The 13,019-nt window shown below is 68.0% G+C and carries 9 protein-coding genes; 2 read left to right on the top strand and 7 right to left on the bottom strand.

The window, feature by feature from the left end:
• Positions 1-214: 214 nt before the first annotated feature.
• From ACQ4L4_RS06575 to ACQ4L4_RS06550, 6 genes are all read right to left on the bottom strand, one after another.
• Positions 215-622 carry a hypothetical protein gene (locus ACQ4L4_RS06575; protein WP_431103426.1) on the bottom strand — a complete coding sequence of 136 codons (408 nt, stop codon included), beginning with the start codon at positions 620-622 and terminating at the stop codon, positions 215-217.
• An 18-nt stretch (positions 623-640) separates the two neighbouring features.
• A complete protein-coding gene (locus ACQ4L4_RS06570) occupies positions 641-1,000 on the bottom strand; it encodes a hypothetical protein (RefSeq protein WP_431103425.1) in 360 nt (119 codons plus the stop codon).
• A gap of 47 nt (positions 1,001-1,047) precedes the next feature.
• A complete protein-coding gene (locus ACQ4L4_RS06565) occupies positions 1,048-1,473 on the bottom strand; it encodes a hypothetical protein (RefSeq protein ID WP_431103424.1) in 426 nt (141 codons plus the stop codon).
• A gap of 9 nt (positions 1,474-1,482) precedes the next feature.
• Positions 1,483-6,681: an RHS repeat-associated core domain-containing protein gene (locus ACQ4L4_RS06560; protein WP_431103423.1), complete on the bottom strand. Its 5,199-nt coding sequence runs from the start codon at positions 6,679-6,681 to the stop codon at positions 1,483-1,485.
• 82 nt (positions 6,682-6,763) lie between these two features.
• Positions 6,764-8,194, bottom strand: coding sequence for a DUF2169 family type VI secretion system accessory protein (locus ACQ4L4_RS06555; protein ID WP_431103422.1), 1,431 nt, complete (start codon positions 8,192-8,194; stop codon positions 6,764-6,766).
• A complete protein-coding gene (locus tag ACQ4L4_RS06550) occupies positions 8,166-10,238 on the bottom strand; it encodes a type VI secretion system Vgr family protein (protein ID WP_431103421.1) in 2,073 nt (690 codons plus the stop codon). Before ACQ4L4_RS06550 ends, ACQ4L4_RS06555 begins: the two co-directional genes overlap by 29 nt.
• Before the next feature lie 254 nt (positions 10,239-10,492).
• On the opposite strand from ACQ4L4_RS06550, the gene ACQ4L4_RS06545 reads away from it, so the two are divergent.
• Both ACQ4L4_RS06545 and ACQ4L4_RS06540 read left to right on the top strand, forming a co-directional pair.
• Positions 10,493-11,218, top strand: a complete 726-nt coding sequence (locus ACQ4L4_RS06545; RefSeq protein WP_431103420.1) for a hypothetical protein — start codon at positions 10,493-10,495, stop codon at positions 11,216-11,218.
• Entirely contained in the window at positions 11,218-11,997 is a 780-nt protein-coding gene (locus ACQ4L4_RS06540) for a hypothetical protein (RefSeq protein ID WP_431103419.1), read from the top strand. The genes ACQ4L4_RS06545 and ACQ4L4_RS06540 overlap by 1 nt, the downstream gene beginning before the upstream one ends.
• Positions 11,998-12,155: 158 nt before the next feature.
• Here ACQ4L4_RS06540 and ACQ4L4_RS06535 read toward each other — a convergent pair whose 3' ends face one another.
• On the bottom strand, positions 12,156-12,791 hold the full coding sequence (locus ACQ4L4_RS06535) for a PEP-CTERM sorting domain-containing protein (RefSeq protein WP_431103417.1): 636 nt from the start codon (positions 12,789-12,791) through the stop codon (positions 12,156-12,158).
• Positions 12,792-13,019: the final 228 nt, after the last annotated feature.

Below are 13,019 nucleotides of genomic sequence, written 5' to 3'. Positions count from 1 at the left end.
GGCACCAGGGGTCAGGTCGACACCCCGGAGGCTAGGGATCACCCGCAAGCACCACAACGGTCGAAAGTCACTCCCGAGCTTAGAACTGGCGCGGACGAATTTCGCAGAATTATCAGAACGGTCAGGCAAGACCTGGACATGCAGCACTTTCCGATGTCGACCAGCAGGTTTCACCGATTTCCGGATGAACGCCCGGTCACGCATTCAACCCGCTTCAGGCATCAATCCAGGACGTGCCGGCGGGCACTCCGCCGCTCCAATGGGATGGATCTGCAGCGCTTTCGTACAGAGCGAACAGCTCCCGCGTCACCAGGTCACGAGCGGCCTGCACTGAGTCCGCAGTCCCGATCAGCCGAACCGCGCCCCGCTCTGCGAAGCCGACCCGCCACTGGCCACGCTGCCCGTCGATGACGAAGTGATCGTCTCCGGTCCAGCATCCCTCCACGAGCACCTCGCGACGAACTCCGTGGACGCGGGCGAACGCGAGCAGTTCTTCCAGACTCAATGCAAGCACCGTCCGCGGATCGCCATGCCGAAACCACGCCTCGCCGAAGTGCGTTCGCAGGAATGCAGCGGTGCTGATGTCGAGAACGGAACGTTTGAGATCGTCAGTGGCGCTCATGGTCAGAGCGATGCTCCTTCAGCGACCGCGAATCACGATCGACAGGTCTCCCACCTTCGGGTCAACGTAGAACTCGATGTCGCCCCAAGGGAATCGGGCGAAAGCGCGTGACTTGGCAATCATCTCCGGCTGGACGCCGGTCTTCCTGGTGAAGCGCCGCACCATCAGCGTGGTCAAGATGGACTCCGGAAAGTCCTCCTCGTCGAACAGAATGAACGCCACCGCCTTGCCGTCACGCGTGTCGACCACCAGCTTTGCGGACAGGTCCAAGCACGTGACCGGAGACCGTTCGAGAGCGGCCAGGCCAGATGCGCCGGACTGCCAGACGACCCCGCCATCAACGGCAACACAACCCTTCAAGACATCGATATCCAACACCACCGGTCGACCTTGCCTTCCTGCGAGCGGATGTCGGACGCGAGGCGTCACGCCATCAGCATGTGCTCCTGACCCGCGACAGTCTGGCTCACGTCCTCGCGCCATTGGCGGGGATCATTGACTACCGTCCAGGTCACCTCGGCCGGAAAGACCCGACCCTCACCGTCGAAGCGATCCCGCATATTCGCGACAATCGACGCGTCGGTCGGCCATCCCGACTGCCCGATGCCCGTCATCAAGTTGCCGCGGTCCAGTTGGTCAAGCAGCACCTGCTGAAGACTTTCAGGCAGCTTCAGCGCGAGGAGCACCCAGTCCTGCGCGCTTTCAGTCCCGCTCTTACGCGCGCGAATCTGCCGCGCCACGTCTGCGGCAGCTGCCGCGGCCTCGTCGTCCGACAGCGCTAGCGCGTCGGGATAGTCGTACTGGAAACCGACCGACGTGTGGAAGCGCTTCCATGCTGACTTCTTGCTCATATCGTTCCTTCAGATGGGTCTGATTTTCCCCGCAGTGAGGTGGCCGAGATCGGACTTTGACACGAAGTATTGAGTACCACCCCCCGGGCCGAACTGAGGGTTCGCAAGCGCCGTACCACGCGCTACGCAGATGTCTTCCTTGACCCGATAAGCGCGCACTTCGGTGCGGAGTTTGCGCGGCAGACCCGTCTTCGAATCGATGCCCGGATCCTGGCTCACCTGCACCAGGTCGTAATAGTCCGAAACGCTGCCCTTGGCCCTCATCAACGTGTGGTTCTGCACCGCGTAGCCAGGCGCTCCACCCGGGTGCAGCGAATACAGGATCGTTCCTTTGCGAAGCACAACATTCTGATAACTGTCGACACCGGTGTAGATGTTGTGAGGATTGGCGGGGCTGACCCCCTGCCAAGCTCGAGCCTCCGACGACGGATCCTTCCCGCAGCACGCGTCACAACCGCCCTTTCCCTTCGTCAGCCCCAATGGGTCGACCCACGTCACAGGGTCGGGTGCGTACTGGTAGAGATTGAAGCCACCCATCAACCCGATCGGATCCTGCGTCAGATACCGCCCCGCATCCGGGTCGTAGTAGCGATGCCGGTTGTAGAAGAGCCCCGTCTCCTCGTCCTCGTACTGCCCTTGGAAGCGCAAGGGCTGGCGAACTTCGTCGACGTCGGTCCGCGCCAGGCGCCCCCAGGCGCGGTAGCGGGCGCGCCAGCGCGCACGGCCATTGCCGTCCAGCAGCGCCAGCGGCGTGCCGAGGTGGTCGCACTCGTAGAAGAGCACCTCGTCGTTCGCGGCGTCGGCGCCGTCCCATCGCGTCTGCGCCGCCTGCTCTGCCTCGCAGTCCGCGCGCCAGCGTTCCAGGCGCCGGTACCAGCGCACGTGTGCGTCCGGCTCCGCGGAAGGCGCATCCGGTCGATCCCACGCGACCACAGGCGCGAACGCGACCGACGCGCTGTCGAAAGCCGCCAGCGTCTCCGCGCCGCGGACCCGCGCCAGCGGCGTGAAGCTGTCGGGCTCGTGCACGTAACTCACGGTGCCCTGTGCATCGACCTCCTGGACCATGAGGTCGCCGTTCCAGACGAACACGGTGACGTGCTCGCCGTCCGGCGTTGCGACGCGCTTGAGCACGCGGCGTCCGATCGCGTCGTACGCGTAGCGGCTCGTCAGCACGCCTTGAGGCGTCGCGCGCTCCGCACGGACCAGCCGCTGATGCGCGTCGTACTGCAGATTCAGATCGTCGACCTCGACCCCGACGCCGATCGCCGCCTCGTTCGCGGCATCGTCCTGCACCCAATGCTTGCGCACCGCATTGCCGTCGGCATCGTGCTCGTAGTGCCAACCGAGCGCCTGCGTCACCACGTTGCCACGCGCCGGCGCCGCGAGCGCGTGCTGCCCCGTCGAGATCGAGGCAGCGGACGTCGCGCCCGGCAAGGGGACGAGGTTGCCCGCCGGATCGAACGCGAAGGTCTCCCGCAAGCCCGGCTGGATCGCGGACATCAACTGCCCCACCACGTCATGCGTGTAGCGCAGCTCTCCCAGCACGGAATCGTCGATGCGCTCGATGTCGCCCGTGCGCGCGTAGCCGTACTCGCGCTCGCGCAGCGCGCCCGGCGCCGCGTCCCCGAAGCCGAACACGCTGCGCGTCCAGCGCGACGCGCGGTCGTAGCGCAGTTCGCGCCGCATGCCGCCGAGGCGGAGCCCACCCAGGCTGCGTCGCGTCTCGCGATGCAGCGCGTCACGATCGACGTCGACCAGCGGGCGTCCTTGCCACAGCACGCCGTGCCAGTGTCCCGGACCGTAGCGCTGGGTCTGCAGCACGCGCCCGTTCGGCAGGCGCGTCGCCACGCGCTGCCCCAAGGCGTCGTACTCATGCCGCAGCAGGAAGGAGGCCGCCGCTGTGCCGCGCTCGGCCGCATCGGGCCAGCCGCCGGCGGGATCCGGTCGAACGCTTTCCGGCGTCAACTCGATGCGCTGGCGCTCCTCGATCAGTTGCCCCGCCGCATCCCAGCGCAGCCGCGACTGCGCCGCCGCGTTCTCGACGGCGATGACGCGGCTCAGCGGATCCCAGGCGAAGCGCTCCTGCCCGTCCGGCGTCACGCGCGCCAGCATGCGGCCCAGCGCGTCGCGCACGTAGTCGGTGCGGATCGCGCCGCGCTGACTGGCGACCAGCTCGCCTGCGGCGTCGTAGTCGTAGCGGCTGACGAGTCCGTCGAAGCCCGTCTCCTGGATCAGCCGCCCTTGCGCGTCATAGGCAAGGCGATACGACTCGCCGTTGCCGTTGATCAACTCGACCAGCCGCAGCGCGCGGTCGTAGCGGTACTGCAGGCGCTGACCGGCCGCATCGATGCGCTCGACCGGCAGTCCCTGCATCTGGTAGCGGTAGGTCGTCTGACGCCCCACCCCGTCCATGTGGACGAGCAGGCGACCCATGGCGTCGTAGGTGAACCGTTCCTCGCCGCCGTCGGGATAGCGGATCGCCACGAGCCGGTCGATCTCGTCCCAACCGTAGCGAACGCTGTGTCCCAACGCATCCGTCCGGGCGATCAACCGGCCGCGCGCGTCCCAGTCGAAACGCGTCTCGGATCCGGAGCAATCGACGTAGGCCATCAGCCGGCCGCTGCCGTCGTAGACATAGGTCTTCGCGCGGCCCGCCGCGTCCATCAGTTCCCGCAACTGGCCGAACACGTTGTAGGCCATCCGGGTAACGCGCCCCAGCGCATCGGTCTGCGCCACCACGCGACCATCAGCGTCGAACGCGCGCTCCTGCACGTGGCCCATCGCATCGATGGTCCGGATCGGCTGGTTGCGTTCGTCGTACTGCAGCACCGTCCGTCCGCCCATCGCGTCGGTGGTGCTGAGCAGGTTCCCCTGCGCGTCGTAGGTGAAGCGCGTCGTGTGGCCGGCGGCGTCGGTCTCCTCGAGCAGATCGCCCGCAGCGCTCCAGCGGCGGGTGCCAAGCCGGCGTGCGTCCGCCGTCGCGTGGTCCTGGACCCGCACATCCACGCACAGGTTGTTGGCATTGAAGCGGTAGGTCCAGAGACTGTCGTCGCTCTGCCGGACACGGGTGGTGTCGGCGTCGAGGTAGTCGATGTGGACAGGCTCCGTTCCGTCCTCCGCGCCGGCGTAGATGGCACGTGCCCAGTGGCTGGTCAGCGGCGACCAGGTCCCGCGGTGTGCAGGCGCAAAGTCGCTCGGAGGCTGCGCCTTCACGACATCGGTCAATGCATCGGTCGAGGTATCGGTCTCGGCCGCGGTCGCGGTCGAAGTCGGAGTCGCGGGCTCGGTCTCGACGGGGTCCGCCGGCTGGAACAGCACGTCCGCGCCCTGCCAGCGAAGCACCCATGCGCCTCCGGTCGGATCGGCGTAGCGCGTCAGCAGGTGCGTGTCGTAGTGGTAGCGCCAGAGATGGCCCAGCGCGTCCTTGCGTCCGAGCAGATCCAGCGCCGACAGGTCCGCGCCGTCACGCGGCGCTTCCAGGCCATAGGCGTAGCGCGTCAAGACCTGCCACCCCACCGAGACCCCGCCGGCGTCGGTCCCGTCGACCGGGAGCCGGCGGACCAATCTGCCGATCCGCAAGGCGCCATGGCAGTCGCGTTGCGCGTCCGTCAGCACACCCGTCGGCGCCGCGTGCGCCTCCAGCACGATGCCGCCCGGCGCCGTGATGCGGAGCACCGCGAAGTCTTCATCCAGGCGCTGCGGCAGCACGGACGACTCCCATCCGGGCAGCCAGTCGAGCCGCACGGAGAGCCCGTCCGGACGTCGCTGTTCCGTCAGGTAGCAGCACTGGACGCGTTCCATGCGCGGCGCGGGCTCTTCCAGCAGGCGCAGCGATCGCGGCCGCAGGCCCTCGAGGCCGAGCGGCATCACATCGACCGCCAGCGCCTCGCAGCGCGGCCGCTCGAATGCATCGAGGGTGCCGTCGCGCCAACGCAGTTCGAAGCGCCACTCCTCCACACGCGTCAGCGTGAAGGCCTCGAACGCGTCATCGATCGTTCCACCGACCGACAACAGCGGCAGCAGGACCGTCCGACCGGTCGCGTCGTGGTACGCAATGCCGCGCGCGCCAATGCTCAGGCGGACCAGGTAGGGCGAGGTCCATCGCGCGCCGAGCAACCCGCGGTCATACGCCGCGTGGCTCGACCGGTAGGCGCGCGACCAGGCGACCGGCATCAGGCCGTCGATCTCGGCGTCGAGTTCCGACAGCAGCTCATCCCCGGTGCCGTAGTGGATCGGCCGCCGGCTGCGCGTCGCCGCCTTGCCCGGCCCCTGGTTCTGCGGGCAGCACTCCTTCGGTTGCTTCTTGTCCTCGGGTGCCTTTTTCTGCGTCTTGCCACCGTCGGGCTTGTCTTCCTCGTGTTTGGCGGCGTGCGGCTTGGGTTCGGGCTTCTTGGCCGGCGGATGCTTCTTCGGGAAGAAGCGTGCCAGCAGGCGCCCTCCGCCTGGCAGCTTGCCCAACGCCCAGGTGGCGCCGCGCTCGGCGGCCTTTTCCGCGAGGGCGCCCAGGCTCGGCGCCTTGTCGTCGAGCACCCAGTCCACCGTCGTATCCAGCACGTCGGTCGCCGACCCGGTGGCGGCGCCGACCGCGGTCACGCCGCCGCCGACCGCCGTCACCGCGCCGCCGGCCGTGGCGATCGCGCCGCCCACCGGCGCGCCCACGCCCGTCAGCGCCACGCCGCCGCCCACCAGCGTCGTGGCGGCCCCGGCGGTCGCCACCTTGCCGCCGGTCTCCATCGCCTCGTCGCTGAACTCATGCAGCGCGTCGGACGCGCCGCTGTCGCGATACGCCTGCGCCGCGCCCTTGAGCCGGCCTTTCGCCGCAGCCGTCCCCCGCTCGTGGATGCGCCCCATCGTGTTGCGGGCGTTCATCCAGATCAGGTCGGCCTCCCGCACCCAGGCCTTCGCGTTGCTGGTCGACGTGCTGCTCTTGTCCTTGGGCTCCGCCTTGTCGAGGTAGGTGCCGCTCTTGACCCCGCCCTTCACGCCGCGCGCATCGCCGGTCACCTTCGGGATGAAGGTCTGGCCGTGCAGCACCGCCGGATCGCCCTGGTGCTTGACGTTGCGCGATGCGGCCGTGGCTTCCTTGAACTCGCCCTTGATCGGATACGGGATCGGCACGATGTTGCTGCCCACCGGGGTGAGACAGACATCGGGCTGCAGGCTGACGCAGAAGAAGCGCTTGGATCGGGTGACGGTTTCGCGGGCCATGAGGAGGATCAAGGGCCGACGGCGTGGCGGCGGCGGTTGCGGGGGAAGGTCGGAAACGGCGTGTCTGCGCCGACGCAGGCGGCTACATGGCCGGCTGCGCCAGCACGGCGCGCAGCTCGGCGAGCCGCTCGCGTTGTCCGGGCGTCGTCGCCTCCATCAGGCGGGCCTCTTCCAGCCCATGTTGCGCGCTGACGCTCCAGCGCCAGCAGATGTCGACGACGCCGTCGTCGCTGTCGATCAGCACGGTGTCGATCACGGGGTCGAAGCAGCGCACGTCGCCCTCCGCATCGATGCCCATGAGGACGAAGCCGCGATCCGGCAGCTCGAACATCGTCATCCGATGGCCGCCCTGGACGGGCCTCGCCGCCGGGTGCGACCGCGGCCAGAGGTTGTCCAGCACGACGCGCTCGCCGCCGCGCAGCGGCCGGCATTGCTGATCCGCGGGCGCGCAGTTCCAGTAGCGGAAATCGAAGTCGCGGTTCAGCGCCAGGCCCGCGGCGACGTGCGCCGGATCCGGCGCCTCGCGACCGATCCAGCCGACGCGCGGCGCCCAGCCGCGCTCGATCGGGCCGAGGCCTACGGTCTCCAGCGACTCGCGTCCGGCGGCGACATGCCAGAAGTCGTCGACGGTGACCGGCTGATGCGCGAGCTCGATCTGATGCGCTGGCAGACGGTCGAGCTTCGACGCCTGCAGGAACCATTCGCGCGTGAATCCCCGCCCCGCCGGATTGAACCGGCTGGCCTCGTGCGCGAGCGGACGTTGCGGCAGGTCCGCGGACGCATCCGGATGAGCCGCCAACTGATCGGGACGCAGGTGATGGCGCGCGGGCACCTCGCTGGCCACCGGGCTGCCGACGTCGATGCGGCTTTGGCCGCCGAAGCCGTTTTCATAACGGAGCGCGCAACGCTCGATCGGCTCGGCGGCGCTGAGCATCCAGTCATCCGGCCCTGAAGCACGGCCGTCGCGACCGTCGCCGTCGGCGGAACGTCGCATCCACCAGCGCGGCCCGTGCACGCGCACCTGCTTGTCGATCAGCACGTTGAAGGCGTCGCGCGCGGACACCGGTTCGGGCGAAGCCGACGTCGCGGTCGCTGCCGATGTCGCGCCGGTGGCCGGGGCCTTCGGCTCGAACACACGCAGTCGCGCGACGAAGGAGGACACCGGCGTCGCCTCGGGTGCATGCGCCGATCCCACGACGAGCACGTCGCACATCGGCTTGTACGGCGCGAGGTCGCTCTCCTCGCGGATCGTGAGCGCGGGGTTGCCGTCGTGCGGCAGGTCCTCCTCGTTGAGCGGCGCGGGCGCCTCGTCGAGCAGCAGCGGCGCCACGCCGGCCTCGTCCGGCTCGCCGAGCCGGTAGCGCTCCTTCAGCACCACCGTGTGGATCAGGCGCAGCGCCGGATCCAGCGCGTCGAACTGCAGATGCGACCGCCCGGTCAGGTCGCGCAGGATCAGTCGCGGCAGGTCGGCGCCGCGCAGGTCCTCAACCGACCGGGTTGGTGTCGACGTCATCGCCGTGCACTTCCACTTTCTTGTCGCCGCGGATGATCACTTCCTTGCCGCTGATCTCGATCCGCCCGTCCGTGGTCATGAGCAGGCTGCTCGCGCCGACGGTGATGCTCAGGCGATCGCCGGCGGTGATGTTGATCGAATGCCCCACGGCGGTGGTCTGGTTGAGACCGACCACGGTGGCCATCAGTCCGCCGACGTTCAGGTTGTAGCCCAGGCCGACGTTGTCCATCCGTCCGAGACCGACGTTCTGCATCGAGGCCAGCGTGATCGTCTCGGTCTTCATGCCGCCGATGGCGATCTCCTGATTGGCGCCGATCGAGATGGTCTCGTTGATGCCGACGTCTTCCGTGCGGTTCATCCCGATGGAGATCTTCTCGTCGAGGTCCACGCGCTCGGTGCGGTTCTTGTGCACCGTGATCGTCTCGTCCAGATCGACCGTCTCCGTGCGGTTGCCCTTCACGAACACCGTCTCATGCCGGTCGATCGTCTTGGTCCGATCCCGTCCGACCCAGTGCGTCTCGTCGTTCTCGACCTCGATGTCCTGGTTCTTCTCCGCGTGGATCCACAGCTGCTCGTCGCCGTGCTTGTCCTCGAAGCGGATCGCGTTGGCGTTGCCGTAGCTGCCGCCCTTGGTCGAGCGCGTCAGGAAGCCGCTCTGCGTCGCGTTGGCCGGCAGGTCCCACGGCGGCAGGTTCTCGCCGTTGTAGGTCCGACCCATGATGATGGGCGCGTCCGGGTCGCCTTCGATGAACCCGATGATCACTTCCTGCCCGATGCGCGGGATGTGGATGCCGCCGAAGTTCGAGCCTGCCCACGGATGCGCCACGCTCACCCAGCACGAGCTTCGCTCGTCGCTCCTGCCGCGCCGGTCCCAGTGGAACTGCACCTTCACCCGGCCGTACTTGTCGGTGTGGATCTCCTCGCCCGCCGGACCGCTGACGATGGCCGTCTGCGGCCCCGCCACCAACGGCTTCGGGGTGCGCCGCGGCGGCCGGTACTGCTGCGCCGCCGGGATGCAGTTGAAGCTGCAGCGCAGCCCCGTCTCGCCCGAGCCCGCCTCGTTGGCCGCTTGGCTCAGGCTGATCTGCGTGCCCGTGATCAGGTACTGCGCGTTCTCGCTCTCGCGCGGATGACGGGTCAGCGACAGCAAGTGCCCCGTGCTCACGCCCTGCGCGTTGGTCGTGCCGTCATAAGTCTGGAACTGCGTCTGCAGCTCGTCGAGGCGGTCCTCCACGTACTGCGACCCGTCACCCGTCTGGATGTAGCCGCCCGGGTAGTCGAAGATCTCGCCGTCGGACAGGTCGTAATTGCGCGCCACGCTCTGGTTGGTCTCCAGCGACGTCGACGGCCGCTGGAAGTCGTAGTCGGTGATGACGACCTTGCCCGGCTTCACGCACTCGGCGCTGCTCCAGTTCTGCACGTACTCCAGCTGCGGCGTGGCCTGCGCGCCCGAGCCGTAGAACGGCAGCGACTCGCAGCCCGGCCGGGCGTCGTGCCCGCTGGCCGAGTCGCACAGCACGACCTTGTGGCCGCCTTCGTCGTGCTCCACGTACCAGTAGATGCCCTCGTGCTCGAGCAGTCGCGCGACGAAGTTGAAGTCGGTCTCGCGGTACTGGACGCAGTAGTTCCAGGTCCGGTACGGACGCAGCAGCTTGAACTCGTAGCGCGCGACCGGGTGGTCCTCGAACACCTGCTTGACGATGTCGGGGACCGACAGCTCCTGGAAGATGCGGCAGTCCGAGGTCCGCGACAGCAGCCACAGCCACGGCTTGAGCTGCATCTCGTAGACGCAGTGCTTGCCCTCGAAGCCGCGCTGCGCGAAGCGCGTCACGTAGCCGCTGAGGTAGCGCGGCGCATCGTCGCGCAGCGCGATCGTCAGCGTCGCGGGCTTGCCCAGCAGCTCCGAGGCCTGGATGTCCTTGCGCTCGCTCAACAGCGTCAGCGTGGTGTCTCCAGCGTCGCTCAGAGCCTCCCGCGACACACAGGTGTGCACGCGCAGGGTCTCTTCAGGCAAGGCGGTCTTGAGGCGGAAAGGTGAGGCCATGGATCTTGCTGAATCGTTCTGGTCCGCACGGTAGGGGGCGCCTATCGCGCAAGTAAGAGGCGAAGGTCACTTCGGGCGACGATCGCCCGCGACGCCGCCGGGCGCTTCCTCCTCCGCCTGGGAACCAGGGGGCAGGACTTGCCTGGCTCGAAACATCCCGTTGCGAATTCCCGCCTGTGCAGAGGCCAAAGTCACTTCGGCGCGCCCGGCCCGCCCGGTACCTTCCGGTTCATCCGCATTCTGAAGAGGCGCCGATGCCTGCTGCACGCATTCCCGGACCATTGGGCGCCGGGGCCAACACCCACGAGATCGACGACGGCACGATGATCCGCGCCGCGTCCCCGCTGGTGTCGCCGGTCGGCGCCGCGCCGCGCGCCGAGAAGGCGCCGGCGATCGACGACGACACCCGCGCGCTGGCCGCCGTGGCGTACGGCGAGGGATCGACCGGCAACGTCTACGAGGAGATGGCCGCCATCGCCAACGTGCTGGTGCGTCAGCAGAAGGCGCGCGGCTTCGCGTCGATCAGCGCGTTCATCAAGACGGACAAGACCTTCGCGTTCGCCGCGCATGACGGCAACCAGCGGCACAACAAGCTCAAGAAGGCCACGGCCGAAGAGATCGCCGCCGACACCGGCATGAGCGAGGCCGTGCGCGGCGCGCGCAACGCGCTGAGCGCCACCGGCACGGACTACGCCAACGGCGGCTACTTCTGGGACGGCGCCGACATCAAGTCGAACTACGACAAGCATCCCAAGGTCAAGGCCGGCATCCACATCACCGACCCGAAGCACAACATCTACGGCATCAAGGACAAGGACGTCCCCGGTGAAGAGTGGTGGCGCAGCGCGGCGGGCGCCAAGACCAAGCTGCGCGGCAAATGGGATTACAAATACGAGTCCACCGCCGCGTACGGCGGGACCATCTTCTGGAAGTACAACGACGACTTCGTGAAGGCCACCAACAACAAGGTGTACGACTGATGCCCCGCCTGTCCCGTCCGTTCCGCGCTTCGTTGAGCCACTCCCTGCGCTGTTCCCTGCGCCGTTCGCTGCCGCGATCGCTGCCTCGATCGCTGCAGATTGCCGCGACCACCCTCGCCGGCTCGCTCTTCGTCGCCTGCGCGGCGCACGCCGACGCCGTGGCCAGGAATGCGACCGAGCTGCGCGACCTGCTGCGCGGCACGGCGACGCCCGCGGCGCTGGAGCCGATCAAGACCGAAGGCTGGTGCGGACCGCAAGGCTGCTTCGTCGACGTCGGCGAGCTGCGCCTCGACCGCGACAAGGGCGGCTTCGCCAAGGCGCCAGGCGGCAGGCAACTCGTCCTCGTCGAGCACAAGGCCATGGGCGGCGAGCCACTCCCGGACATCGACTGGACGTCGACGGACGCCTACCGCGTGACGTCCGGCGGCCAGCGCTGGGGCACGTGCATGGAGTTCGCGCATGCCGGCATCGGCAAGAGCGGCGTGTACCAACGCTGGACCAGCGTGGTGCTGGTGCCGTTCAACGGCGGCAAGCCCGCGGGAACGGCGCATCGCTTCGTCGGCTACTGGGCCGGGTGCGATTCCTTGCAGGCCAGCGCGACCCAGGGTCAGGTCGTGCTGCCGGTCATCGAGCGCGGTGAGCCGACGGCGTCGAAGCCGCTGCGGCTGGTGAACCAACAGTGCAGCGCCAAGAGCTGCGACGGCCAGATCGACCGTCGGGTGATCGATGGAGATCCCGCCAGCGAAGATGGCACGTTGTCGATGCGCGGCGCGCGCTGAGTTCCTGTCGCCGCTTCGGCTCCCAGCCATCCCACGTCCTACGGCACCGAGCTGCGTCAATCCGCGCCGGACGTGAAAACGCCCGCGAGTGCGGGCGTTCGAACCACCGCCTGGTGGCGGTGTTGTCGGACCGATTCGTCCGACGCTGATGTCAGCGGTCAGGCCGACTTGCGGCGACGCACAACACCGACCGCCGCCAGCGCGAGGCCGGCCAGCGCCAGCGAAGCGGGTTCCGGCACGGCGTTGCCTTCCAGCGCGAACACGACGCTCTCGCCGCTGCGCACGCCCGCGCCCTGCTGGTACAGCTGACCGCCCACATGGCTGTAGCCCCACACGCCCAGGTCGGTGTTGTAGAAACTGGCGTAGTAGGTGCCGGCCGCCAGAGTCAGGTTGAGCAGATCGTCGGTGGTGGCCGTGCCCTGGAGGCCGCCGAGGTCCGTCGTCGTGAAGTCGCCGGCGACCAGCGTCTGGCTGAACAGCTGCGCGCCCGGCAGGCCGTCGCCGCCGATGCTCCACACCGAGAACGTCATGCCGTTGTTCCAGTATGGCGCCGAGTTGTAGATGTTGACGCTGAAGCCGGTGATGTCGCTGGCCGAACCCAGCGTGAACTGGTCGAAGACGCGGTACGTGCCGCCGCAGCCCGAGCACCACGGCGTCGCGGGCGTATTGCCGGTCAGGCTGGGGAACGACTGGAACACCACGTCCGCCGAAGCGGTCATCGGCAGCGCGGCGCAGGCCAGTGCAACGGCGCCCAGGGACAGGCGTGCGGTCGTGAAGAGGGAGCGGAGGGTCATGGTGTCGTCGTTGGAATGAGGTTGAACCAACCATCCCAACGCAGCGTCCGTGCCAGGCCGCAATTTCCCAGTCACATCAATGACTTACCCTGGCCATGCCCCTTGCTTCAGTGACAGGTTGTAAAGGAGTTCGACACCTGTTCATGGGACATAGTTCACGAATCGTGGGCACGCCGCTTGAAAAGCTCAACTCTGCTGCCTGGCGGCTAGTCGCTACGTCGCAGCGTC

The sequence above is a fragment of the Roseateles noduli genome (assembly GCF_050626985.1).
Lineage (GTDB): Bacteria > Pseudomonadota > Gammaproteobacteria > Burkholderiales > Burkholderiaceae_C > Roseateles > Roseateles noduli_A.
The sequence above is the reverse complement of the archived record's forward strand: the minus strand, read 5'-3'. Positions and strand labels throughout refer to the sequence as shown.